We start from the raw sequence: 24333 nt of genomic DNA on the forward strand, positions 1-24333 counted from the left end.
ACTTCAGACTTTATACGTCCTTTGACCAAATAATTAACTCACCTTGTTCACCACCTGCGGCGATAAACTTGCCTTGAGGATGCCAAGCTAAGGTGGAGAACCCGGCGATAGCACCTGTGAGAATTTGAGATACTTGCGCTGCTTCTTGCCATAAACACAAGAAACCATCAGCGCCGGCAGAAGCTAACAGAAAACTTTGGGGTGCAAATGCGATCGCATTGATCACATCCACATGATTAGTTAAAACTCGCGCTTCCCAACCCAAGGATTCATCTTCTAACTTTTCCCAAACAACAATACCTTCAACACTAGAAGAAGCAAGTATGGGCGCACCTAGTTGGGTAGTAGCTTCCGACCATGCCAACTGCCGAATCTTACCAGGAAAGCCACGCATAATCCAAGGGTCAGGGTTGCTCCAGTCTAATACTGTAACGCTGCGATCCATATTACCCGAAGCCAAATATTTGCTATCAGGTGACCATCCCATAGCCACACTCACAGTCGGCATACTAAGAAAGTATGGTTCCTCATCCCAGTTTTGACTATGCCAAATCTTGACTCCTTGATAGCCGCTAATTGCTAAATACTGGCCGTCGCTACGCCAATCTATACCTAAAACTGAGGAGTTATCAAAATTCAATGTGACGACTATCTCACGCTGATCTGCATCCCATACTTGGACATAACGTCCCAAACTAAAAGCTAGTAAGTTACTAGTATGATTCCAAGCCAGCTTATCCACCCAGGCTGGTGCATTTTCTAAGGTGGCGATGAGTTCATTTTCTTGCCAAATTTTGACTTGTCCATCCTGTCCACCAACGGCTAAAAATTTGCCATCAGCCGAAAAAGCCACACAGTCTACTGATTTACCGCTGGCATTTTGTAACTCTAATACATTGCCATCATTCCATAGCACCACCTCTCCAACGGCAGAAGTAGCAGCGAGAATTTCGCCTTGGGGCGACCAAGCTAATGCAGTTACGTAATCTGAAAGGATTCCGGAATCATATATAGCAAATTCTTGGGATTTGTTAGTTGTAAAGTTCATATCTAAGTGCAGAAACTGAAAGTTAAATATATTTTTATTGAGGACTTAGCAAAAATAAGGTTAAGTGGAATTACCAGATTTATCCTAACTTACTGTCAGTAAAAGCAAAGCAAAAAAATTGGGATAATTCTAGTCAAAGAACTATCCCAATTTCAAGTTTTAGATTGTTACCGCGATCGTTTAAGCAAAGGCGGCAGTTTTCACATCATTATTTGCCAAGATTTCTTGCAATTCTTCGGCATCTACTGTCTCTTTATCAACCAGCATTTGTGCTAACTGATCAAGAATGTGGCGATTGTTGACTAATACTTCTTTGGCGCGGTTGTAGGCTGTATCTACGAGTTTCCGCACTTCTTCATCAATGGCAGCAGCGGTTTCTTCAGAGAAGTCGCGCTCTGACATGATATCGCGTCCGAGGAACATATTGCCTTGCTGACGACCGAGGGCAACTGGGCCTAGTCTGTCGCTCATCCCAAAACGGGTGATCATTTGACGGGCTACTCTTGCTACTTGCTGTAGGTCGTTAGAAGCACCTGTGGTTACTTCTTCTTCACCAAAGATGATTTCTTCAGCAAGACGACCACCTAATGCCACAGCCATCTGATTTTCCAGATAGGAGCGACTGTATAAACCTGTGTCCATCCGGTCTTCGCTGGGGGTGAACCAAGTTAAACCACCTGCACGACCGCGAGGAATAATACTAATCTTCTGCACTGGATCATAGTCGGGCATCAATGCACCAACTAAAGCGTGTCCAGCTTCGTGATAAGCTACCAAGGTTTTGCGTTTTTCGCTCATTACCCGGTCTTTCTTTTCTGGGCCAGCTAACACGCGATCGATGGCATCATTAATTTCATCCATCGAAATTTCGGTTAAGTTGCGGCGTGCAGCCAGAATTGCAGCTTCATTCAACAAGTTGGATAAATCTGCACCAGTGAAACCAGGGGTACGACGAGCGATTTTATCCAAGTCCACATCTTTGGCTAAGGTTTTGCCACGCGCATGAACTTTCAAAATTTCGCTGCGTCCAGAGTAGTCGGGACGGTCAACAACAACTTGACGGTCGAAGCGACCAGGACGTAACAGCGCTGCGTCTAATACATCGGGACGGTTGGTAGCAGCAATAATGATGATACCAGTGTTACCTTCAAAACCATCCATTTCGGTGAGTAACTGGTTGAGGGTTTGTTCCCGTTCATCGTTACCACCGCCTAAACCTGCACCCCGTTGACGACCAACTGCGTCAATTTCATCGATGAAGACGATACAGGGAGCGTTAGATTTAGCTTGTTCAAATAAATCGCGGACGCGGGAAGCACCTACACCCACGAACATTTCCACAAATTCTGAACCAGAGATAGAGAAGAAAGGTACACCCGCTTCCCCAGCCACAGCACGAGCGAGTAAGGTTTTACCTGTACCTGGAGGCCCGACTAATAATACTCCTTTAGGAATTTTGGCACCGACTGCGGTAAAGCGATCGGCGTTTTTCAGAAAGTCTACAACTTCGTTTAATTCCAACTTGGCTTGGTCAATACCAGCGACATCACCAAATGTTACCTGGGTTTGGGGTTCCATTTGCACTCTGGCTTTCGATTTACCAAAGTTCATTGCTTGGCTACCAGGGCCACTTTGGGCGCGGCGGAGCAAGAAGAATAAGCCAACCAAAAGCAGTACAGGGAAAAATAAGCTGCTCAGTGCTTTAAACCAAAAGCCTTCGTCGGTTTGAGGCAATACAGAAATATCAACGCCTTTAGAGGTAAGAGTGTTGATCAGGTCGGGGTCGTTGACTAATGTAACCTTAATATTAGTTCCGTCCTGAGACTTAACAATCGCTGTAGAACGGTCTGCGCTCAACCTAACTTGTGTAACTCTACCTTTTTCAACTTCTTGAATAAATTGACTGTAGCGCCATGTTTGTGTGTTTTGTGGTTGTTTGTCAAAGAATGCTGTTCCCAGCGCAATGACCACAATAAACAGTAGCGCGTACAGCCCCGCATTTCTCCATCTTTTATTCACTAAAGTCTATCTCCTGTATGTTCTGTGCTTTCGCGGAGCGTCTCTGTATGAGAGGGCATTATTAAGAATTATGTTAACTTATTTTAAGGTATACCAAAATGGTACGGTTGTCATGCTAAAAAGCCTCCTAATTTGCTGAAATTTCTCATGGTAGGGATTATATTGTAGCGACCCTGAAGCTTGCTCAACGGTATGAACGGGGATAATTTCCATCACACTATTAGTGTAGGCGATCGCTTCAAATTGGGTGACTAACTGGGGTGTCCAAGGTTCCTCTCGCACCTGCTGCTGTTGATTTTGCAGCCATTGGATAATTTGCGATCGCATAATTCCGGGTAAAATCCCTACATCTAAGGGCGGTGTCCACCACAAACTATCCCGCCATCCCCAAAGATTACCAGTTGTGGTTTCCAGCCAATTACCTGCGGCATCAACTAAAATCGCTTCTTGGGCGGCTAAAGTTTGCACACTATTTTTCGCTAACCAAGCACCTAAATAATTACCTGTTTTATGAGAAGGCAAGTTGCGCGAAAATTCATGGTGTGCAATGGCGCATTTCACCCCATGTTGTTGTTTTTCTAATAAATCTTCTGGTAAGTTTCTGCCAATTATCCACTCTCTACCATCAGGAAACAAGGTAATTCTGAGAACAGGGAAATGTTGCAGCAGCAATTGTGCGCCTTGATGTACAGAGTTCCAATCTGGTTGTTGCCAAGCAAAAACTTGTAAGCTGAATTTGAGGCGATCGCAATGTGCCTGCCAGTTAGTTAAACTACTATCCAGGGAATTTTCATAAACCCGCAGTGTAGTAAACACCGTCGCACCATAAAGCAACCCCGGATCATTAATATCCAATTCCAGGGTTTGCGATTCAATTAATTTGCCGTTGTACCAATAAATAGGCTTACCTACCTTTTCTTGCAGTCGAACAAAGATTCTGCGTACCTTTGCGTTTACCTCAGCGCTACTCTGCGTTTAAAAGCATTACGAATTAAATACCATACTCAGCTATTCTCCCGTTTCCGGCGAGTTGAGCCAATGACCAAATTCTTCGAGAAAGGAATCGTTTAATATTGCTTGGCGAATCTTTTGAGTAAACCGAATCAGTTCAGTGATGTTGTGAATGCTTAATAAGGTGTAAGCTAAAATTTCTTGTGATCGCACTAAATGGGAAATATACGCCCGACTGAAATTTTGACATGCATAACAAGGGCAAGTTTCATCCATTGGTGCGAAATCTTCACGGAATTTAGCATTTTTTAAATTCCAGCGTTCGCCTTGCACCATTGCCGTACCATGTCTCGCCCAACGAGTCGGAATGACACAATCAAATAAATCTACACCAGAAGCGATCGCGATCGCCATTTCTCGGTAAGTACCCACACCCATCAAATAACGAGGTTTATCCGGTGGTAGCAGTGGTGCTGTGGCTTGCACAATCTGTGCCATCAATTCTGCGGGTTCTCCCACACTCACACCGCCAATAGCATATCCAGGTAAATCTAACTTAGCCAAGGTCACAGCCGCTTGGGAACGCAAATCTAAATACACACCGCCTTGCACAATCCCAAATAATGCCTGATCTTGGCGTTGATGTGCTGCCATACAACGTTCTAGCCAACGGTAAGTCCTTTGAGTGGCTGTTTCTACTTCTTGGCGAGTCGCGGGGTAAGGCGGACATTCATCAAATGCCATGATCACATCCGCCCCTAAAGTATTCTGAATCTCTATGGAACGCTCTGGTGTCAAATTAATAATCTGCCCATCATGAGGTGAGCGGAAGGTTACGCCTTCTTCAGTAATTTTCCGCATCTCACTCAAGCTGAACACTTGAAACCCACCAGAATCAGTGAGCATCGGCCCATCCCAGCCCATAAACTTATGCAACCCACCACCACCAGCGACAATTGCTTCTCCTGGTTGCAAGTGGAGGTGATAAGTATTAGATAATACCATCTGTGCGCCAGTGTCTTTTAACTGGGCAGGGGTGACTGTTTTGACATTAGCCAGCGTCCCCACAGGCATAAATCTTGGGGTTTCCACAGCACCGTGAGGCGTGAAAAATATTCCGGCTCTAGCTTTTGTTTGGCTACAGCGAGCCAAGGATTGAAAAGAAAAATTCTTGGTCAAGGTAAAAATCAGGCTATTACACTAAATGATTATCAAGGGTCATGAGTCACTTGTCCTTAGTCGTTAGGGCGATAGTCAATGGTTGCGTCCCATAACCATTGACTATTGACTATTGACCATTGACTATTCTATTTAAAACGAATCAGAGCAGTCATCATCCATTTCTGCATCCCATTTAGCAGAGAGAACTTGTTCCATCATGGCTTCAATTGCACTGGCGTTGAAAGTTTTCTCCCGGCGCTCTTGTAGGGGTGTCGTAAGTGGAATCAGCCGTAAACACATTCCTTCTTGCATCAAATCGAAACAGGTTTCTTGTTGTGGCGACTGTTTCAACTCTATGTAATCAAAACTATAAACGTTTAAATAAAGCGCACTGTTAGCCACTAAGGTAGAACGTTGCGGATTAGCGAATACTTCTATCACATCTCCTTCACCCTCGCTCACTACCTTGTCTCCGTGGGTGTACATGTAGTGAACTCGACCTAAATCAGAAAGTAATCGCCGCATGTCGAGCTTATTCACAATCACGCCCGTGTCAACAATGCACGGAGCTGGTATCCTGGTGTCGGGTAGATGATGACTCATAGGAAGTTTCAAGAGTGAGAAAAGGTGAGAACACAGCTAAAAATTTAGATGAATAGCTTAATTAGTTCCCTACATTTAAAAAATATCAATTTTATGGTGCGATCGCTTCAATACTCTGGATTTAATTTACTAGCTAATAAATACAAAGGATTTACTTTTAATTTTACCTTGTAAAATTACTGCTTTTATGTTAAGATAGCAAGCTAAAAAATTAACTTACCGAAACCAGCATAGCAAAATTTTTTAGAAGAATCTGTAAACTCATACCTATCTTATCCAAAGCTTTAAACTAACCCACTGGCGCTTGTGCCGGAGTGTTCAGCTTTATTAAATAATTTAACCAAGATGATAAATTCTTCTCAGTGGTGGAAAATACCTCTGTACAATTTTGCCTCTAGTATAATTTTCTACAGTATTATTCCTCTGCCTTATGTCAATGGTTTAGATTTTCGGAAAGTAGCACACCTTGCTCCACTTGTAGGATTAATAATTGGGGGAATTTTAGGGCTATCTGACACTGGGATGAATGCTCTGGGTGTACCAGTATTAACCCGCACTGCCTTAGTCGTGTGTGCTTGGATTGCATTGACTGGAGGACTGCACATAGATGGTGCAATGGATACAGCTGATGGTTTAGCTGTGGGTAATCCAGAAAGACGACTAGAAGTAATGGCAGATAGTGCCACAGGTGCGTTTGGGGCAATGACAGCGATCGCTATAGTATTGTTAAAAACAGTAGCCTTAACAGAAATTGAAGCTAACCGTTGGATAGTGTTGATGGCGGCTTGCGGTTGGGGACGTTGGGGACAACAACTAGCAATATTGCGATACCCTTATCTCAAACCCACTGGCAAAGGTGCATTTCACAAAGAAGCTATTAGTTCTTACAAAGATGTAATTCCCAGCCTGCTGTTGCTGTTGAGTGTGAGTGGTTTATTGTGGCTACTAAACAGCCAAAAGCTATTTTTCGCACTAGCAATGATACTTGCAGGAAGTGCGATCGCTTTTCTCACAGGTGCATGGTTTAATCACAAACTAGGGGGACACACAGGTGATACCTACGGCGCAGTCGTTGAGTGGACAGAAGCCTTATTTCTCTGTGTGTTAACTGGCTTGTAATCACTCAGCACTTTCAACTCAGCACTCAGCACTTTACTTAATAGGTTGCAGCTTTGTTACCTTAAGTTTAAAATTTCCGACTCCAGTTTCCCCAAAAGACCGAACACGAATCACATACATTCCTGTTTCGTTAATCCGGGTAAATAGCAGAGAGTTGCTAGTACCATCAGGGCCATCATCATTTTCTGCCACTGTTGAGCCATCTGGTGCTAACAGCGTGATGATGCTGTCAAAGTTGTCGGACGATAAATCAACTGCTAGATTATCACCTTTACTTAACTTAACTGTGTAGTCACGGGCAAATCCACCTTGCCCTGTGGGTATATCTTTTTCTGATAGTGTATCTGACAGTTCAGTCAGATTAGTTAACGGAATTGGACTGTACAACTTATTTTGAGCTAATGCTGCTGTTGTACTCATACCAATTGCCAGAAAAGTAGTAGGAACAATAATTAATCTTCTGAAACTTGCTGCAAAAGCTTTACTCATAATCTCCGGCAGTGTTGCCACACACAAGGTATTGGCTTAATTATAGATTTGTCAAAGATGACTCGCCTAAGAATTAGTATGTTGGTCTTTAATGGCAATAGCAACTGCTGCTAACCCCAAAACTGTAATTCCAGACTGGCGAAGTTTTTGTACAGCAGATTTGGTGGTAGCACCAGTAGTGTAGATATCATCTACTAACAATACTGAAGTACCTGGGCAGCGATCGCGAAAATCCTTCCCAACTGCAAAAGCTTCAGCTAAGTTTTTTTCTCGCTCAGACACCGACAAACCAAACTGCGCTTGAGTTTCCCGCACCCTTTCTAAACCATTTAGTTTTAATTTTAACTTAGTTGTCTGGCAGAAGCTTTCGGCGATTAATGCAGCTTGATTGTAGCCACGTTGCTTTTGCTTTTGAAGGTGCATAGGTATAGGTACAACTAAAAGTTGAGTATGACGCTGCGGCGAGTTTAATAACCATGCTTCGCCTAACCATGTACCCAACATCCGAGCGATATCTGGTTGGTTTTCATATTTCATCACAGCGATCGCTCGTTTTAGACTACCACCATACACACCCCAACCAAATATCGGGATTGTGCCTTGCCAAGATACACAGGGATTTTTTTGACCACAGTTTTTTAATTGCCTAGCACAGTATTCACATAAAGTATCAGATGTACTTCGCTGACACAATGGGCAATGAGACTGTAAAAACAGGTTAAGAAAACCTTTAAAATTATTCGTCCAACTGGGCATTGAGAATTATTTTAGATACTTAACATACACGCGATCGCAACGTGCAGTTTCCACACCCGTTTCTGGTAGATAGCCATTACTTTCGTATAACTTGACTGCTTCTACTAAAATGCTGGCAGTTTCAATCCAAATTTGCTGAAAACCACGCTTAGCGATCGCTGCTTCTAGCTGTTGTAACAAATATTTCCCCAGTCCTATACCTCTGACACTTGGTAAAAGGTACATTTTGCGGATTTCGACAGCTTTTTCCCCGCGACTTATCGGGTAATATGCCCCCGTACCGACTATCTGACTTTGGTGTTCAATTACCCAAAACTCACCGCCTGTTGCTAAGTAACATTCCTCTACTTGCAACACATCTCGGTCAGCACCGTTGGGTTCCCAACCCAACCCGTACTCTGATAATACATAACTGATAACTGCGGCCGCTCTGGTGCGATCGCCCTTCTCCCAGCTACGAATTAAGAAATCTCGATAATGTTCTCTCATTCCGATGTATGGGTTAGGTTGGATGGAAAAATTTTCTGGATATATATCTCAATTTACCTACTAGATAGCTATTCTTGCAGAAACAATATCCAGGGGTACTCTTAATGTATGTATTCTGCCCTTGCTTGGGCAACTCGTTTTCATTAAAAAAGAATTGAGAATCAGCGATCGCCTTCAGAACTCCATCATTCCACCTTTGAACACAAAACTCCAAGTTCAAAGGTCAAGCGATCGCCTTCACAACTCCATCATTCCACCTCAGAACACAAAAGTCCGAGTAAAAAGGTCAAGCGATCGCCTTCACAACTCCATCATTCCACCTCAGAACACGAAATTTCATATTTAGGAGATCGCTGTTATGATTCTGAGGATAGGCGATCATGTAAATCTGCTAAATTTTTACGACAAGCTATAGTATTTGGGTGATCGACCCCTAACTGTCTCTCTAAAATATTTAAAGCTTGGATATACAAAGGTTCGCTTTTGCTGTTTATACCTTGAGAGTGATATAGTGCTGCTAGGTTGTTTAGGCTTGTAGCAACGTCGGGATGTTCTTCTCCTAGAAATTTGCGTGTCAGTGCCAAAGCTTGTATATACAAGGGTTCGGCTTCCTTATATCTACCTTGAGATTTGTATAGATGTGCTAGGTTGTTGAGGATTGTAGCAACATCAGGATGTTTTTCTCCTAGAAATTTGCGATATAGTGCTAAAGCTTCGATGTACAAGGGTTCAGCTTCACTGTATCTACTTTGGGATTCATACAGTGCTGCAAGGTTGTTGAGGCTTGCAGCAACATGAGGATGTTCTTCCCCCAACAGTTTGCGCCTGAGCGCTAAAGCTTGGATATACAAGGCTTCAGCGTCGCTGTATCTGTCTTGGTAATAGTAGAGTAATGCTAGGTTATTGAGGCTAGAGGCGACATCAGGGCTGTCTTCCCCCAGCAGTTTACGCGACATTGCCAAAGCTTCGATGTACAAAGGTTCAGCTTCACTGTATCTACCTTGCAACTCGTAGAGTAATGCTAGGTTGTTAAGACTGGTGGCAATATCGGGATGTTCTTCCCCCAACAGTTTGCGCCACAGTCTCAAGCCTTGAATATACAAGGGTTCAGCTTCGCTGTATCTGCCTTGCAATTGGTAGAGTAATGCTAAATTGTTGAGGCTAAGAGCTAAGTCTTTCTCTAAACCTAACTGTTGTTGTAATTCCACAGCTTTGCTTAAATACTCAATGCCTAATTCTTGCTCTTTTTTGTAATCTTGAGACTCACCCCGATTGAGTCTGTTCCTATAAATATCTCCTAAGCTAAAGTATAAAGTTGCTAAAGCCGAATCTTTTACACCTCGCTGTTCTAAATCTTGAATAAATCCTTGCAAATCTTCTATGGGCAATAAATAATCATTGTCATCGTCATAGCCAGATAATTCATTACCTGTAAAAGCAAACCGAATCGGCTCTAATTCTCTAGCAGAAACAGTGTTTTTCCTTCTAGATGCAAACCGAAAAACACCATTGCGCCAACTCCAAAAGTCAGGTGCTTTTTTAATTAACTCAACTAATATTTGATTAGTCACCCACAAGACAATTGCAAAAGGAAATTCCCTAAGCCCTTCCCTAGTCCACTGCAAATAACCGAAAAAAATCTCTTGTTCTGAACGTTCCTGTCCCAGTTTTAAAAAATGAAGCTGTTCTGCACCAGTTACACTAATTACTGCTGGGTTATGCTGCTGCAAATATTCTTCAGATTCTACTAGTTGAGCAACAGCAGCCCTCAAACTCGGTTCACCCCTTGCCAATGTCACCCGATAGCAACGGATTTGTGGCTCTAATTCAGCTTCATACTGAGCAATAATTTCATCCCGAAAACTAGCATCATCACAAACGGCAATTAGCAAATTTAACCGATTTGCTTTAGCTTCAATGGAAACCGTCAAGTAATCATACGCATCTCTATTTTCATCATCTTTTAGCAAGTCTTCATTCATGATTGATTAATCAACCCCCTGCGTTTCAAAGTTTCTACAAGAATGGGGTGAACATCATACCAAGTTTCATCATTACGATATTCCAGGATAAATAACCCATGCAGTAATTCTAAAAACTCGGTCTGCTTTACATCGTCAGGCTCAAAATCATCATAAATAGTTTGCAAAATTTTAAAATCTTCTTTTCCTAAACGCAGAGAAAGTTCATTACGAATTTCTTTGATTGCTTGTTCTATAACTTGGGTATCAATTACGATTCTTGCTTCTGGATTCCGCCTGATAAGCCGTAAACAAATCAGACAACATACATTAGCTATACGAATCAACTCCCGCAGCACTCCGCCACTGTAAACAACAATCTTCTCTGCTGCTGATTTGTCTATTAATTCACTAGAAATTCGTTTTTGTAAAATTTCACATAAAATATTTGTTGCTTCATTCCGAGGCTTGGCATCAGGCAATCGATTGTTACCCTTACTAAAAATTTTGATAACAGGCATCACCACAATTCGGTAGTTGCTTTCTGCTTTAATAATATTCCAGAGAAAAGTATTGCACATTACCGCAATGGGGACAGTGTAAATAATCCTAATATTAGGTTGAAAGAGGGATTTAATATTGTTTCCATAAATTTCATTGACTCTTACCAAATCCAGTTTATCTAGGTCATCAATAATGACTATAGTTTCTTTTTTAGTAACAACTTGAATTAAGGCTGCAATTTCATTAATTCGAGCAACTAAATCAGAGATTTTGCACTCAAACTCCTGTGTAATTTGTTCTCTAACTTTGGCATCAGCTTTTAATTGTGTTTTAATAAATTTGAGTAAATCCAAACCCAATTCAAGCACACCTCCTAACTCTGTCTCTGTAGTTCGAGTGCGAGTCGCAAACCACCCATAGATTTGCTCTTTAGTAGATTTAGGGATTTCCACTTTGCGGGCTTCAGCTTCAGACATTAAATTAAGAGCGATCGCAAACAAAATATTAATATGATCAACAGCCGATCTTTCAATACTGTCAGCAATAGAAAATAACACTACAAAATAATTATCTTCAATTTGTCTACTTAACTCAGCTAATAAAGACGATTTACCACATCCTGTATGTCCAGTAAATATAATCTTCGCATCACCATTAGGACTGTATTCAATGTATTGAATTAAATTTTCTATAAAATTATCACCATAATTGACTCTAAAATTCTCCGTTTCCTTCTTTTCTAGAAGTGGAAATAATTCGAGGTTGGCATACGCTTGTTTAAAAGATTCTTGTAATTCGTTAGACATCGGCTTTGACAAAATAATATTTTTACCGCCTATTTATATTAATGCCTACCTCGTCCCAACTCGAAAATCTTTCCTTTATTTTTCCGTATCTCTGTTTGAAAAGAAAATATCATCTCCTTCCATCCTAACCCCAAAAAACATTACCCCCCTCCGCCGCCGGAGAGGGGTTAAAGATGAGACATTAAAATTCTCACTAGCTGACACTCAGCACTCAGCACTTAGCACTCAGCACTTTTTAATAAGCGTCTTGCAACTCGTAAAAATCAGGCGAGACGTAATCCTTCCGCAAAGGCCAACCCACCCAATCTTCCGGCATCAAAATCCGCTTCAGATTTGGGTGTCCTTCGTAGATAATGCCGAACATATCGTAGCTTTCACGTTCTTGCCAGTCTGCGGTTTTCCAAATCCAGTACACCGAAGGCACTCTGGGATTCTCTCGTGGCAAGAATACCTTAACTCGTACTTCTTCAGGCTTGTCAACATTATCACCAACTTTAATTAAGTGATATACGCTAACCAATTCCTGTCCTGGGCCAAGGTCGATACCACCTTGAAACTGAAGATAATTAAACCCATAAGCATACAAAGCTGTAGCCATAGGCAGCAAAAATTCTGGCCCGACTTTAATTATCTCTACCCCATTCTTGTCAGGTGCTAAAGCTTCATGATCAAAGCCATTTTCTGCCAACCACTGAGAAATAGGCCCAGCTTGAACTATGGCATCTTCCGCTGCTGGTACTGGTTTAGTTTCTTCATCAGCCACGGTTCAATTCCTCCTTGGTTTTGGAAGTTAGCAGCGCAGGTGGTACTGGTAAACCAATTGCTTCTGTCAATTCTTTAGGGGGAGTGAAGCGAGTTTCTGACTGCATATACTTACCAGTTAAGATTTCTTCTACTGGCTTCAAGTTATGAGTTGTACTGTAGAAGCGGTGGGTTTGCTTGATTTGACCGCGTTCTTGCATGGAATCATTAGCGATTTTCTTCCGCAGCTTAATGATTGCATCAATAATCGCTTCTGGACGGGGAGGACAACCAGGCAAGTACACATCCACCGGAATTAATTTATCAACTCCGCGTACAGCAGTGGGAGAGTCAACGCTGAACATCCCGCCAGTAATTGTACAAGCTCCCATCGCGATAACATACTTCGGCTCAGGCATTTGCTCATAAAGACGCACCAACTGGGGAGCCATCTTCATGGTGATTGTCCCGGCTGTAATAATCAAATCAGCTTGACGGGGACTAGAACGGGGAATTAGCCCAAAGCGGTCAAAGTCAAACCGAGAACCAATTAACGCTGCAAATTCAATAAAGCAGCAAGCTGTACCAAACAACAAAGGCCACAGACTAGAAAGCCTTGCCCAGTTGTAGAGGTCATCAACCGTTGTCAAAATAATATTTTCTGAAAGGTCTTGAGTGACTGTCGGACGCTCAATGGGGTTGATGATTCGCTCTTTGTCTTGGGTGCTTAAATCAGAATTCAAGACCATTCCAAAGCTCCTTTACGCCATGCGTAAACTAAGGCAACTACAAGAATTGCAATAAAAATTAGCGCTTCAATGAATGCTAATAATCCCAAACGATGGAAAGCCACCGCCCAAGGATACAAAAACACAGTTTCTACGTCAAAGACAACGAAGACCAGCGCAAACATGTAGTAGCGGATGTTGAACTGAATCCAGGCTCCTCCAATAGGTTCCATCCCAGATTCATAGGTGGTGCGGCGTTCCAGGCTGTTACCACTGGGTCTAAGAAGCTTGGAAGCAGAAAGCGCTAGGGCTGGTACTAGGCTACAAATAATTAAGAAGCCTAGAAAGTACTCGTAACCGCTGAGGACAAACACAATGAATTTCTACCGCTTATGGTGTAAATAAGGCTGTTACTTTCTTTTACATTATATCTTTTCGAGTTTTCTGAAATCTGGGAAACAAACGGATTTCAGGTATTTGATTAGTTTCTAGAACTGATAGAAAAGTCTAACAGTTATGTCATAATTTTTAACGTATATTTAATAATTCCCCTCTGGGAGACCTTAGCCATGAGCGAACAAGCTGTTGAGACTCCAGCGTTAGACCGCTATGAGTGTCGCGCCTGCGGTTATGTTTATGAACCTGAGAAGGGAGATGATAAGCATGATATCCCTTCAGGGACACTGTTTACAGAACTGCCTATAAATTGGAAGTGTCCAGTTTGTAGTGCCAAGAAAACTGCTTTTACCAACATTGGCCCGGCTGGTACAGCATCCGGTTTTAAAGAAAATCTCGGTTTTGGTTTGGGTGTCAACAAGCTGACTCCAGGCCAAAAGAATATCTTAATTTTTGGGGCGCTGGCTCTGGCTTTCTTGTTTTTTATCAGTCTTTACGGCTTACAATAAGACCCGCTATCTTTTTTTACCTATTCTAGAGAGCGATCGCATCTCTGGGGTAAAACCTAAACGAATTTAGAAAACACTAAGAAATACTGATGCATCCCATTGTGAGAAGTTGGCAGCGCGTAATTGCCTTTTTGATAGTAGTTGTTTTGTGTATAGGTTGTAGCAAAGTGCCTTCCACTAGCTTCAATCCTTGGGAAATTATTACTTTGCCAACCAATGAGAAGTTGCTAGATATTGCTTTTACTCAAGATTCTCAGCATGGCTTTTTAGTAGGTAGCAACGCCACACTTTTGGAAACTAAAGATGGTGGTGAAACTTGGCAACCTTTAAATCTATCCCTGGATGATTCTCGGTATCGTTTTGACTCAGTAAGTTTTTCTGGTCAAGAAGGCTGGATTGTCGGCGAACCTTCGCTGCTGCTGCATACCACCGATGAAGGTCGTTCTTGGTCACGGATTCCTTTGAGCGAAAAGTTACCAGGTAATCCCATTTCCGTTCATGCGCTGGGAGCAAACTCAGCTGAAATGGCTACTGATGTGGGTGCAATTTACAAAACCACAGATGGCGGTAAAAATTGGAAAGCTCAAGTAGAAGCAGCAGTCGGTGTGGTTCGCAACATGGAACGTTCTGCTGATGGCAAATATGTAGCTGTTTCCGCTAAGGGTAGCTTTTACTCCACTTGGGAACCAGGGCAAAATGCTTGGGTTCCTCATAACCGTAATAGTTCTCGGCGCGTCGAAAATATGGGTTTCGCTGATAATGGCCAACTGTGGTTATTAGCACGAGGTGGCCAAGTTCAATTTAGTGAACCAAATAACGCCGAAGAATGGCAAGAAGCTTTATTTCCAGAGTTATCTACCAGTTGGGGTTTACTGGATTTGGCATATCGCACACCCGAAGAACTTTGGATAGGCGGTGGTAGCGGTAATTTGCTACGGAGTACTGACGGTGGCAAAACTTGGGAAAAAGACCGAGATGTCGAAGAAGTAGCAGCTAATCTTTATAAAATAGTCTTTCTCAAGCCCGATCAAGGATTTATTATTGGCGATCGCGGTGTATTGCTGAAATATAACTCCGAAGCTGAGAAAGCTACTCAACAAAAAGCAGCTTAGACTTAGCCAAAGTTTAGGTGTTCACTCTGATTTCTGAGAAGAACTTTGCAACTTGTTACTCTTTCTAAACTTTGTAGGATAATAAACTCAATAATAGTCTTTGTGAAGGTAGGGATCTAAATGTCAGGTACCACTGGAGAACGTCCGTTTTCGGACATTATTACCAGCATTCGTTACTGGGTAATTCACAGCATCACCATTCCAGCATTATTTATTGCAGGCTGGCTATTTGTTAGCACTGGGCTGGCTTATGATGTATTTGGCACACCCCGCCCTAACGAATATTACACACAAACACGGCAGGAATTGCCAATTGTGAAGAACCGTTACGAAGCTAAACAACAAGTTGAACAATTTATTGGAAAGTAGTTTGAAGTCATGACTAGCGGTAATAACATAAATCAACCAGTTACCTATCCAATTTTTACGGTGAGATGGCTTGCAGTCCATACTCTAGCTGTACCTACCGTGTTTTTCTTGGGCGCGATCGCCGCAATGCAATTTATTCAACGCTAGGAGCAAATCATGGAAAGAACGCCCAATCCCAATAATCAACCGGTTGAACTTAACCGTACTTCTTTATACCTGGGATTGTTACTGATTTTTGTTCTAGGTATTCTATTTTCCAGTTACTTCTTTAACTAACTGGAACTGTTTTTGGGAAACCTTGTTTATCTAATCTGTGTTGATTTGTTGTTAAGGGAGGAGGAAAATCTGTGTCTGCTGGAACTGGAAGAATTCCCCTGTGGGTTGTAGCGACAATCGCAGGTTTAGGTGTCATTACTGTTGTAGGTATCTTCTTCTACGGAGCCTACGCTGGAATCGGTTCTTCGCTATAACAGCGATTTGAATCTAATAATATATAGACTGAATTTTCTAGCGCTTGTTTAGAAAACAGTACAAGAAAACCGCCTGGCTCCCAGAGACAGGCGGTAATTTAATCATGAATTGATTTCCCAATCTGCTGAATTAGAAGTTAGTAATAGATAATTGGTAAAAATGAAAACAGCCAATCATTTATTACTAATTAACTAATTAAGCAATATCTTCGCGTTCAATGTATACCAATAAAAACGCGAATGTTACGATTGGAACAACCCAACCAATAATAGGCACAAAGATAGCAGATAAGTACGATGCAGGATAGGTCAAAATGTAAGACAAAAGTTCAGTAGACATGGTAAAGTTTCCTGTTAAATCACACTACAATTCAAGATGAGCTTACTGCAAATTCAGCCAAATTTTTTAAATTCTAAAGATTTTTAACACAGTTATGTGAAGCAAGGGTTTATAAACCAAGCAATTCATCTAACTGATAATTTGGTAAATCTGGTGGAATTACAGTTCTTACTGCCGTAGCTTTGTGGCTTTCTTGTTGGGTAGATATGTTAAAGGCGATCGCCTCTAAGCGAATTTCCACACAGCCGAAGGGAACATTGATTTGAGTCATCACCTCCACTCCACCAGAGGCTTTAGGTAGCAAATCCTTTAACAAATGAGGGCCATCTAACAACCCACGAGTTTGGCAATCCTCAATCCATAGTTTCACCACAACTTGCGAAGGAACTTGTGGTAGTTCCACACGCACTCGTACAGACTGGCCAGCGATCAGTTCGCCTTCTGGGATATGTAGTTGAGGAATAGGTAAAGGCTCAAGCATTTCCCCATCCAAAGGTAATGAATTTGACACAGCCGAGATTGATTGCTGTTTTTGCTCTAGAGAAACATCCTCTTCCTGTTCGCTATAGGTATCATCAACAACAATCTCTTGTGCTAACCAAACTCTTGGTATTTTAATCTTTTGAGTCAGGGGTAGCTGTGTTAATGGTAATGAATACGTTGATAATTCTTGAGGAATGTCTTCTGTTTCAGGTTCTGTCGAGATATTTAACTCTTGAGATTCCTCAGCAATTATACTTATCTCTGTGTCTTCTGGAATTTCAGAGACGCTCAAGCTGCTCTGTACTGCAATATTTACCTCTGATTCACTATCTAGATTTTCTAACTCCGCATACAGATTTGATGACAAATCTACATCAACACTTGGTATTGGTAAATTAGGCTCTATTAGTTCCTCATCAACAGGAACAGGCTCTAAAACCTCAGTTTCGCGACGTTGTTTTGCCACAGGAGGAAGTTCCGGCACAACATATCCTTGGCTCTGCATCCATTTTCTAATCAAGGGAGATGAGTAAGGATTAACCTCGGCTATTAACTCGGAACTTAAGGGAGTGGCTGGTTCTAAAATTGAGTCATCACTAAATTCCAAACTTGGTGTAACAGCCATTTCTGGCATAGGCTCAGCTAATAACTCAGAATTTGGTGAAACTAAAGTTTCTATCACGGAATCTTCTGCATCTGGGTTATTTGGAGAGGCTAATGTTTCTACTACAGAATTTTCTGCATCCGGGTTCTCATAAGCTGCAATAGGTGGCTCAACTTGTACAGAGTCTTCAACTATGACGGTATCAGAAACTTCCGCCAGTTCTGGTACATTAGTTGTCACCTCTGTTTGATCAGCAGGCAAATTTTTGAGGCGTTTGAGATAGGGAAGTTTATTACCCAGCATCCACCCTGGACGATGTTTAATTGCTAACTGTTCTAAGTTGATGGGAGCTAAGGGAATGGTAGTTGGGGCTGGTGAAGCATTATCTTGCTGTTCAATTTCTTCCTTACCTTCAGGAGGAACTTCTACCACCGCATCATTGTTAGCGATCGCACTAATTTGATTTTCTGGTAATTTTGGTAGTTGCGGCGATCGCCAATCTCCTGATTTCTTCAGAGATAACAGATTAATTTGCGGCGGTAAAGGCTGGTTTGGCGATGGAAGGATAGTTTGAGGTTGTGTTAAAGGAGTTTTGACTGGGTTAAACAGTTCTAGACCCAAACTTACGGATGCTTCTGGCTCTTGATTAGGGAGAGAAAGCCCTAAAGAGTTAGAGTTTTCTAAAAGGTTTGACTGATTATATTTAACAACATCTGTCATCGCCAGTAATTCTGTTACGTCCGCAGTCACTGTAAAAGAGCGACTAGCTAGAAGTATTATTTCGCCAAAATCACTGATTGCACCATATAAACTAAGTTCCCCCAAAAGCAGCTTAGATTCACAGTCAACAGGAATATTAATGGCAGAATTAATCGTAAAAGGCAATGAATTATCTGCTAAAGGTTGCCGTACCTGAGCCAAAACTTCCGAACTCAATGGTGAGTGTAACTCAATTTTTACCTCCAGTGCATGGAAAGTAGTTGAGTACTGTGGCTCATCTTCATCATGCAGCTTTTCTTCTAGCTCCACATTGGCATTAATGCTGAGTCCTTGTCCCCAACGAGCAATATAGTTTTCTTGCTCTAAAGTCAGCTGTAGCGGCGGCGCAGGTTGTATGGTTGGAGTTTCTTCAAGCTCTTCATCCTCTAATAATGAGATAGGCAAAGCTTGGTCTATTAAATTTTGTAATATTTGTTCTGCCGTTTCACCTTTCAGCCATACCGGGCTAACAGGCTGATTGATAATGGCATCTTCTTCTTTTTCAAAAGACAGTTGAGAAATAACCAAGTCAGTTTCCGTAATTTCCTCTGTGGTATCGGACAAAGTGCGATCGCTCGTTACCACAGTTTCTTCAACTGGTTGTTCACTAACCACCGACTCAGTCTCCGTGATTTCCTCTGTGGTATCGGACAAAGTGCGATCGCTTGTTACTAAAGTTTCTTCAACTGGTTGTTCATTAACAAGCGATTCAGTTTCCGTGATTTCCTCTGTGGGGACTGATTGAGTGCGATCACTCGTTAGCACAGTTTCTTCAACTGGTAATTCATTAACAACCGACTCAGTTTCCGTGATTTCCTCTGTGGGAATTGATTGAGTGCGATCGCTTGTTACTAAAGTTTCTTCAACTGGTTGTTCATTAACAAGCGATTCAGTTTCCGTGATTTCCTCTGTGGTATCGGACAAAGTGCGATCGCTCGTTACTACAGTTTCTTCAACTGGTTGTTCATTAACACCCGACTCAGTTTCCGTAATTTCCTCTGTGGGAACTGACAAAGTGCGATCGCTTATTACCACAGTTTCTTCAACTGGTAGTTCATTAACAACCGAGTTGCTATCAGTAATTTCTTCTGCTGTTGTGACATTAGTGTCATCACTTGCTATTGACGCTATTTCCGCAGACAGTTCGCTAGTAACTAAATTGCTATGTGTACTAGATTCTAATCCTGTGGAAATCAGGTTGTTACCAACACTACTGTTATGCTCATAAAAATTCTGTGAAGAGGGCAACGGGATCATAAAAAAGTCAAGAGAATTTGACTCTACATTGCCGCCGTCTATTAATTTCTCTACTGCGCCATCAGCAAATTGAGACACGACTTGCAGATAAACGCTATGTTGCCAAGATTTACCAAAAATATCTGACATCAAATCGCCAGAGCAGCGTAACTCCCACATTCCCGGCTTGAGGAGCGTAAAGGGAATTACCGCCATTAAACCTTCCGAGTTAGTGCGCCGCGATTGCTTTTGAATTCGCCGTTTGGGGGGAACTTCTTGAGTTGAAGAGTGAGTTACCCGCACTTCCACATCCGTATTGGGAAGGTTAGAACGAGCTAAAACTCTGTACCGACCTTCTAAAATTTGTATATTTGGCGATTCCAAGGTGTGCCAAGAGCGATCGCCCTGTTTCTGGATGAGAAATTGCCAGTGTTCCATTTTGAGTGATGCCCAGACCGAAGAGCAGCTGAGTAATATTTTGCATTACTTTGCTTGCAAGTTTACCTCAGCAATTTATAATTGCATCACTTATTATCATGTTTTGATTCAAACACTGACATTTTTTTATCAATATACATTAACAGCGGCAGACACCAAAATGGATACAACACAGATTGGAAGCCAGAAAACGGGTATTTTCATAATTAAATAGGGTCAAGGCAAACATTACCCAATCAACAGTTCCCCGATTGGATAGATTGACTTAACCCTAGCTAACTAAAAAGTATTGGTGTCATTTTAGCTACTTATTTAAATTTCAATCATCAGACACCATAAAGGCTATGGTAGTAAGCCAATATTTGCTGCACACGTTGTCGGCTTGCGGGACGAGAGTTAGGTGACCAAGATATCCACAAACCATTAATTTGGCTTTGATTGTAATCAAATTGTTGGGATGACTGGGGAATTAAACCCGCTTCTACTCCTTCAACCTGACGTAAATGAGCTGCTATCTCTCGATAGACAGCTAGAGGTAAACCAGCAAATTCAAACTTTTCCTGAGTATCCATCCTTAAGACGCTCCGACAGCAATAAGATTTTGGGTTGGTGTGGTCGATGAAATGGAGTTACCAGCAGCAGATGTAGCTGATGGCGTTGAGTTAGCAGGAGCTTCACCTACCATTCTGGCAACTTCAATACCGTATTGTTCCAGAATCACGATCGGATTTGAACCCTCATTCATTTCAATACGTTTAATCAAAAGACCGTTGGCTAATCGCTGTCCCGCTTGTACATAGCGACTTGAAGGCTCACCAGGGATTTGAATAATAGCTTGGGGTTCCCTACCAATCAAAACTACACCAGTCACCACAACTGCTTTGGCTATATCAGGTTGAGGAGCAGGTGGTAAAAGCGCTCCAAAAGGATTACTAGGAACAACTTGCGGCAAAACCTTGGGCAAAATAGATTTTGGAATCTGTGCCACTTTAATTGTAGGTTTTTTCACCATCACAGCAGCACTACTGATTGGTACTTTGCCCCCTTTGGCAATAGGTAAGGGAGGTAATTTAGGAATTTGCTTGGCGTTGGGGTTTGTGGGAATTTCAGAACCTGTCGAGCCGATAATTTGTGCGAATGGATCAGGCCGTCCTTTAGAGACTAAATCTATCCGGGTTTTGCCATCAGTGGGCTGAATTAAGGTAGGAGATATAAAAGCAACGTTAGTTGCCTTTTTCGTAGACACCACAGGGTTATTAAAAGATTGAGCCTGCGTCACTGGTGGCGATTTGGCAGTTGGTGCTGCTGCTGGAACCACAGGAGTCGGAGTCGGCGCAGGAGTACTGGCTTGTGGTGTGTCTTCCGAGGCACATCCAGCGATCGCCAAAGTTAGAATAGTTGCAATTGCAATTTTTGAATTTCTGCCCATTAGCTGTTCTCAAAAGCTATAGGAAAATTTGCTTGTAGAAATCTACACAGCCTGTTTTTATTTCAGGCAAAGTATTTTCCTTTTATAACCTAAATTATTAAATTTTAAGGGTTGTTTTAAGCATAATCAAACCAGTAAAAATACGGTTTTATTTTACTTAAAGTCAATCGTCTGTTGTACACATCAGATGTTTCAATAAATCCAACCCTTTTTTAACTCTGCGAGAAACCGTAACTACACTAATACCCAAGTGTTCTGCTACTTGTTTTTGTGTTAAATCCTGTAAAAATACACATTCCAAAACTTCACGAGTACACTTTTCTAGCTGAAATAATGCTTGTTGAAGACGTAGTTGGTCTTCTTGTGCTAGTTGAAAGCTACGGTAGTGAGGATCAGGAACTAATTCTCCTAGGCTGGTAGCTCCTTCTTCTGCATCTTGAACTGGCACATCTAAGCTGAGAGGAGCGCGATTAATCCATGCTAATTTGATTTCTTGCCACTCACTGAGAGTAATTTCTAATGCCGCTGCTAATTCAGAGTCAGTGGGTTGGCGGTTATATTTTTCCCGCAAAGAACGAGAAACTCCAATCGCTTGCTGTTGTAGTGCCAAATATCGCCTGGGAATTCGCACTGTCACCCCTTTATCCCGCAGGTAGTGTTGAATTTCACCACGAATATAGGGAATAGCAAAGGAACTGAAGGCGTGTCCTTTGGAAATTTCAAATCTTTCAATAGCTCGAATTAAACCTAAACAACCCACCTGGAGCAAGTCATCATAGCTTTCACGACATTGGTTAATCCAGTAGTGAGCTTCTTTTCTTACCAATCCAAAATTGAGTTTTACTAATTGATTGCGAACATTTTCCGAGCGGGATTGCTGATATTCTCGCAACAATTGCCAAATTTCATGCTTCAGTTCATTGGTGGCTGTGGTAGGCATAGCACCGCGTTTATTTAGCAAATAAACAGTTAAGTACGTGCTTTTAAATAAGCCACGATTGAAATATTTCGCAGCAGACAGCCTGCTATACTAACCAGGAAAATTCTTGGTAATATAACATTGCTATTACTATGAAATCTTTAACAATCGAGCAATATTTAAATAAGCAAAATTGTTTTTTAGTTATGGTGATTTGGTATTATCTGTAGCTGATTAAAAACTACATAGAGACAAAATATAAAATAATTTACTTAATTTCAAACCGAGATTGTACTTAATTTATTTCATCCATCATAAGGTTTGTCTGTTATGATTTTGCTGCATGACCAAAAGTTTTTTTATCAGTAAAGCTACTGGATTAATACCCAATAATTAATATAATTTTTAAAATTTCTCAGTAACTAAGCGTAAACACACATCTTTAAAGAAGTCTCTGGAGAGTTTTGAGATTTTATAGTGTTTAGTGAGACTGTCGAAAAGCTTACTTTCATAAAGTAATAAAAAAAGGGCTTTTCGCCCTTTCATAGTGAAATATGTTGCCATTTAGGTCAATTTAGTTCAAAATTCACCTGTCTATTCCCTAAAGACTGATATGAGATTTTGTTATCAAGCCTAATGGCTAAAAACTTATGATCTTAAATGCCAGCAATTTGCTGAGTTTAAGAACGAGTAGGTTCAACTCTGGCGTAGAATAAACCACGAATCTTCACTTCCTTGGGTTCACCAGCACCTAAGTCAGTATCAGAAGGCTGTTCACTCTCAAAAGTGCCAGCAATTTCACCGCTAGTGCTATCTATTTTGGCTACTTGCAGAGAAATTTTGCCTTTGAGAATATCGGCACGTTTGACGTTAGCACGGGTGAGTTCTTCGTCATCTGCTTGAGCAGGAAGAGCTACGGCATTATCGTAACCACTCACGATACCGCGACCTTTGGGGTCTAGGAAGGCAGCACCACGATAGGAAGGCACTTTAAATTCGCCTTCAAAGTCTGTGGAAGTATTGATGCTGGTCAAGCCAGGTTGTGTTTGAGCAACCAAGTTTTTAATGGTGAAGAGGAAAGGTACTCGCTCACCACCAGGAAGTTGCACAGTAATAGCTTGGAAATCCAAACCATCTTCTTCAACAAAAGTCAAGCTACCATCTGAGTTGAACTTCAGAGGCCCTTGCACTTGGTCAATGGTGGAAGTGTATCTGGTTAATAATTTACCAGGTACAAATTCTGCTGTTTGGCGTTTATTAGCGGGTTCTTCCTTGACAAAGAAGTTAGTTGGTTCCAAGCACAGTTCTTTGATGGCATAGGACTGGCTACTATCAATGGGAATAGAGCCTCGGCTAGTTTCTGCCAATTGAGGGCATTTGTTAGCCAAGCCAGTCCCACGAATTTGTTCGTAAGTGAGTACATCTCTACCACTAGCCTCTGGAGCATCACTACAAGCAGTTAATAGCCCCAGGCATAAAGCCAAGAATGCAACAATTAAAGCGCGATACCTCATGGTCAACCTCAATGTCAAAAATTAATATCTAAGTTGTAAAACTGCGCAAAGTTTTGCTTTCTGACGAAAAGCTGTCATAACCTACAGCAAGCTTTTCCCAAGGGTCAGGCTTTGCCGAATGGCTAACGCTTTTAACGTTGGTACGGCTTCGCACCCTGCAACGACCATAGGCATTTGCAGTGTTTCTGAAGTCGTTCTGTATTATGTATGTATTGCCACTACATACAGCCTATTGCTTTATAGGGAAATCAGCCAGATCATACGATTTTTTTTAACTCAAAATCAAAGCACTCTAGTTTAAACTAGAAAGTCTTTGATCCTATCTAGCTTCCTGAGAGGCTGTAATCAAAGCCACCACTCTATTTTGCAAGATATTGCTA

26 protein-coding genes are annotated in these 24333 nt (G+C 41.7%); 7 read left to right on the plus strand and 19 right to left on the minus strand.

Annotated features, from left to right (window positions below):
• Nucleotides 1-10 precede the first annotated feature (10 nt).
• From ACMX3D_RS06710 to ACMX3D_RS06730, 5 genes are all read right to left on the minus strand, one after another.
• Complete coding sequence (locus tag ACMX3D_RS06710; RefSeq protein ID WP_482750666.1) at nt 11-1048, minus strand: WD40 repeat domain-containing protein; 1038 nt, start codon at nt 1046-1048, stop codon at nt 11-13.
• Between the two features lie 180 nt (nt 1049-1228).
• Complete coding sequence (gene ftsH3, locus ACMX3D_RS06715; RefSeq protein ID WP_482750667.1) at nt 1229-3067, minus strand: ATP-dependent zinc metalloprotease FtsH3; 1839 nt, start codon at nt 3065-3067, stop codon at nt 1229-1231.
• A gap of 78 nt (nt 3068-3145) precedes the next feature.
• Nucleotides 3146-3967: an aminotransferase class IV gene (locus tag ACMX3D_RS06720; RefSeq protein ID WP_482752289.1), complete on the minus strand. Its 822-nt coding sequence runs from the start codon at nt 3965-3967 to the stop codon at nt 3146-3148.
• Nucleotides 3968-4075: 108 nt separating this feature from the next.
• The gene (tgt, locus tag ACMX3D_RS06725; RefSeq protein ID WP_482750668.1) at nt 4076-5197 is read right to left on the minus strand and encodes a tRNA guanosine(34) transglycosylase Tgt; all 1122 of its coding nucleotides are present in this window, start codon (nt 5195-5197) and stop codon (nt 4076-4078) included.
• 132 nt (nt 5198-5329) lie between these two features.
• Nucleotides 5330-5782: a hypothetical protein gene (locus tag ACMX3D_RS06730; RefSeq protein WP_482750669.1), complete on the minus strand. Its 453-nt coding sequence runs from the start codon at nt 5780-5782 to the stop codon at nt 5330-5332.
• A 345-nt stretch (nt 5783-6127) separates the two neighbouring features.
• On the opposite strand from ACMX3D_RS06730, the gene cobS reads away from it, so the two are divergent.
• Entirely contained in the window at nt 6128-6901 is a 774-nt protein-coding gene (gene cobS, locus ACMX3D_RS06735; protein ID WP_482750670.1) for an adenosylcobinamide-GDP ribazoletransferase, read from the plus strand.
• 33 nt (nt 6902-6934) lie between these two features.
• Here cobS and ACMX3D_RS06740 read toward each other — a convergent pair whose 3' ends face one another.
• From ACMX3D_RS06740 to ndhC, 8 genes are all read right to left on the minus strand, one after another.
• Nucleotides 6935-7390: a PPC domain-containing protein gene (locus ACMX3D_RS06740; RefSeq protein ID WP_482750671.1), complete on the minus strand. Its 456-nt coding sequence runs from the start codon at nt 7388-7390 to the stop codon at nt 6935-6937.
• Nucleotides 7391-7456: 66 nt separating this feature from the next.
• On the minus strand, nt 7457-8146 hold the full coding sequence (locus ACMX3D_RS06745; RefSeq protein WP_482750672.1) for a ComF family protein: 690 nt from the start codon (nt 8144-8146) through the stop codon (nt 7457-7459).
• Nucleotides 8147-8152: 6 nt separating this feature from the next.
• Nucleotides 8153-8635 (minus strand): GNAT family N-acetyltransferase, encoded by a 483-nt coding sequence (locus ACMX3D_RS06750; RefSeq protein ID WP_482750673.1) that lies wholly within the window; start codon nt 8633-8635, stop codon nt 8153-8155.
• Between the two features lie 356 nt (nt 8636-8991).
• Entirely contained in the window at nt 8992-10617 is a 1626-nt protein-coding gene (locus tag ACMX3D_RS06755; protein ID WP_482750674.1) for a tetratricopeptide repeat protein, read from the minus strand.
• The gene (locus ACMX3D_RS06760) at nt 10614-11906 is read right to left on the minus strand and encodes a P-loop NTPase fold protein (RefSeq protein ID WP_482750675.1); all 1293 of its coding nucleotides are present in this window, start codon (nt 11904-11906) and stop codon (nt 10614-10616) included. The genes ACMX3D_RS06755 and ACMX3D_RS06760 overlap by 4 nt, the downstream gene beginning before the upstream one ends.
• Nucleotides 11907-12141: 235 nt before the next feature.
• Nucleotides 12142-12669 (minus strand): NAD(P)H-quinone oxidoreductase subunit J, encoded by a 528-nt coding sequence (locus tag ACMX3D_RS06765; RefSeq protein ID WP_482750676.1) that lies wholly within the window; start codon nt 12667-12669, stop codon nt 12142-12144.
• The gene (locus tag ACMX3D_RS06770; protein WP_482750677.1) at nt 12662-13396 is read right to left on the minus strand and encodes an NADH dehydrogenase subunit K; all 735 of its coding nucleotides are present in this window, start codon (nt 13394-13396) and stop codon (nt 12662-12664) included. Before ACMX3D_RS06770 ends, ACMX3D_RS06765 begins: the two co-directional genes overlap by 8 nt.
• Nucleotides 13387-13749, minus strand: a complete 363-nt coding sequence (ndhC, locus tag ACMX3D_RS06775) for a photosynthetic/respiratory NAD(P)H-quinone oxidoreductase subunit C (protein ID WP_062295766.1) — start codon at nt 13747-13749, stop codon at nt 13387-13389. Before ndhC ends, ACMX3D_RS06770 begins: the two co-directional genes overlap by 10 nt.
• Before the next feature lie 195 nt (nt 13750-13944).
• On the opposite strand from ndhC, the gene ACMX3D_RS06780 reads away from it, so the two are divergent.
• The 6 genes from ACMX3D_RS06780 to ACMX3D_RS06805 all read left to right on the plus strand — a co-directional run bounded on the left by ACMX3D_RS06780 (nt 13945) and on the right by ACMX3D_RS06805 (nt 16231).
• The gene (locus ACMX3D_RS06780) at nt 13945-14280 is read left to right on the plus strand and encodes a rubredoxin (RefSeq protein WP_482750678.1); all 336 of its coding nucleotides are present in this window, start codon (nt 13945-13947) and stop codon (nt 14278-14280) included.
• An 89-nt stretch (nt 14281-14369) separates the two neighbouring features.
• Nucleotides 14370-15392, plus strand: coding sequence for a photosynthesis system II assembly factor Ycf48 (locus ACMX3D_RS06785; protein WP_482750679.1), 1023 nt, complete (start codon nt 14370-14372; stop codon nt 15390-15392).
• A 120-nt stretch (nt 15393-15512) separates the two neighbouring features.
• A complete protein-coding gene (gene psbE / locus ACMX3D_RS06790) occupies nt 15513-15761 on the plus strand; it encodes a cytochrome b559 subunit alpha (RefSeq protein ID WP_193882462.1) in 249 nt (82 codons plus the stop codon).
• Between the two features lie 9 nt (nt 15762-15770).
• Nucleotides 15771-15908: a cytochrome b559 subunit beta gene (psbF, locus tag ACMX3D_RS06795; protein WP_015139785.1), complete on the plus strand. Its 138-nt coding sequence runs from the start codon at nt 15771-15773 to the stop codon at nt 15906-15908.
• Nucleotides 15909-15917: 9 nt separating this feature from the next.
• Nucleotides 15918-16037 carry a photosystem II reaction center protein PsbL gene (psbL, locus tag ACMX3D_RS06800; RefSeq protein WP_071989460.1) on the plus strand — a complete coding sequence of 40 codons (120 nt, stop codon included), beginning with the start codon at nt 15918-15920 and terminating at the stop codon, nt 16035-16037.
• Between the two features lie 71 nt (nt 16038-16108).
• A complete protein-coding gene (locus ACMX3D_RS06805; protein WP_062295774.1) occupies nt 16109-16231 on the plus strand; it encodes a photosystem II reaction center protein J in 123 nt (40 codons plus the stop codon).
• 196 nt (nt 16232-16427) lie between these two features.
• Here the strand turns inward: ACMX3D_RS06805 and ACMX3D_RS06810 are convergent, their stop codons facing one another.
• The 6 genes from ACMX3D_RS06810 to psbO all read right to left on the minus strand — a co-directional run bounded on the left by ACMX3D_RS06810 (nt 16428) and on the right by psbO (nt 23953).
• Nucleotides 16428-16571: a photosystem I reaction center subunit VIII gene (locus tag ACMX3D_RS06810; protein WP_482750680.1), complete on the minus strand. Its 144-nt coding sequence runs from the start codon at nt 16569-16571 to the stop codon at nt 16428-16430.
• Between the two features lie 109 nt (nt 16572-16680).
• On the minus strand, nt 16681-20091 hold the full coding sequence (locus ACMX3D_RS06815) for a hypothetical protein (RefSeq protein WP_482750681.1): 3411 nt from the start codon (nt 20089-20091) through the stop codon (nt 16681-16683).
• Between the two features lie 326 nt (nt 20092-20417).
• Nucleotides 20418-20663, minus strand: a complete 246-nt coding sequence (locus ACMX3D_RS06820; protein WP_482750682.1) for a hypothetical protein — start codon at nt 20661-20663, stop codon at nt 20418-20420.
• A 2-nt stretch (nt 20664-20665) separates the two neighbouring features.
• Entirely contained in the window at nt 20666-21520 is an 855-nt protein-coding gene (locus ACMX3D_RS06825; RefSeq protein ID WP_482750683.1) for a hypothetical protein, read from the minus strand.
• A 163-nt stretch (nt 21521-21683) separates the two neighbouring features.
• Complete coding sequence (locus ACMX3D_RS06830) at nt 21684-22460, minus strand: RNA polymerase sigma factor SigF (RefSeq protein ID WP_482752290.1); 777 nt, start codon at nt 22458-22460, stop codon at nt 21684-21686.
• A gap of 659 nt (nt 22461-23119) precedes the next feature.
• Entirely contained in the window at nt 23120-23953 is an 834-nt protein-coding gene (gene psbO / locus ACMX3D_RS06835; protein ID WP_482750684.1) for a photosystem II manganese-stabilizing polypeptide, read from the minus strand.
• Nucleotides 23954-24333: the final 380 nt, after the last annotated feature.

The sequence above is a fragment of the Anabaena sp. TISTR 8404 genome (assembly GCF_056847745.1).

Coding starts and splice junctions, on each gene's coding strand:
- ACMX3D_RS06710 (WP_482750666.1), bottom strand. CDS start 1,048: ATGAACTTTACAACTAACAAATCCCAAGAATTTGCTATATATGATTCC.
- ACMX3D_RS06730 (WP_482750669.1), bottom strand. CDS start 5,782: ATGAGTCATCATCTACCCGACACCAGGATACCAGCTCCGTGCATTGTT.
- cobS (WP_482750670.1), top strand. CDS start 6,128: ATGATAAATTCTTCTCAGTGGTGGAAAATACCTCTGTACAATTTTGCC.
- ACMX3D_RS06740 (WP_482750671.1), bottom strand. CDS start 7,390: ATGAGTAAAGCTTTTGCAGCAAGTTTCAGAAGATTAATTATTGTTCCT.
- ACMX3D_RS06745 (WP_482750672.1), bottom strand. CDS start 8,146: ATGCCCAGTTGGACGAATAATTTTAAAGGTTTTCTTAACCTGTTTTTA.
- ACMX3D_RS06750 (WP_482750673.1), bottom strand. CDS start 8,635: ATGAGAGAACATTATCGAGATTTCTTAATTCGTAGCTGGGAGAAGGGC.
- ACMX3D_RS06755 (WP_482750674.1), bottom strand. CDS start 10,617: ATGAATGAAGACTTGCTAAAAGATGATGAAAATAGAGATGCGTATGAT.
- ACMX3D_RS06760 (WP_482750675.1), bottom strand. CDS start 11,906: ATGTCTAACGAATTACAAGAATCTTTTAAACAAGCGTATGCCAACCTC.
- ACMX3D_RS06770 (WP_482750677.1), bottom strand. CDS start 13,396: ATGGTCTTGAATTCTGATTTAAGCACCCAAGACAAAGAGCGAATCATC.
- ACMX3D_RS06780 (WP_482750678.1), top strand. CDS start 13,945: ATGAGCGAACAAGCTGTTGAGACTCCAGCGTTAGACCGCTATGAGTGT.
- ACMX3D_RS06785 (WP_482750679.1), top strand. CDS start 14,370: ATGCATCCCATTGTGAGAAGTTGGCAGCGCGTAATTGCCTTTTTGATA.
- psbE (WP_193882462.1), top strand. CDS start 15,513: ATGTCAGGTACCACTGGAGAACGTCCGTTTTCGGACATTATTACCAGC.
- psbF (WP_015139785.1), top strand. CDS start 15,771: ATGACTAGCGGTAATAACATAAATCAACCAGTTACCTATCCAATTTTT.
- psbL (WP_071989460.1), top strand. CDS start 15,918: ATGGAAAGAACGCCCAATCCCAATAATCAACCGGTTGAACTTAACCGT.
- ACMX3D_RS06810 (WP_482750680.1), bottom strand. CDS start 16,571: ATGTCTACTGAACTTTTGTCTTACATTTTGACCTATCCTGCATCGTAC.
- ACMX3D_RS06815 (WP_482750681.1), bottom strand. CDS start 20,091: ATGGAACACTGGCAATTTCTCATCCAGAAACAGGGCGATCGCTCTTGG.
- ACMX3D_RS06820 (WP_482750682.1), bottom strand. CDS start 20,663: ATGGATACTCAGGAAAAGTTTGAATTTGCTGGTTTACCTCTAGCTGTC.
- ACMX3D_RS06825 (WP_482750683.1), bottom strand. CDS start 21,520: ATGGGCAGAAATTCAAAAATTGCAATTGCAACTATTCTAACTTTGGCG.
- ACMX3D_RS06830 (WP_482752290.1), bottom strand. CDS start 22,460: ATGCCTACCACAGCCACCAATGAACTGAAGCATGAAATTTGGCAATTG.
- psbO (WP_482750684.1), bottom strand. CDS start 23,953: ATGAGGTATCGCGCTTTAATTGTTGCATTCTTGGCTTTATGCCTGGGG.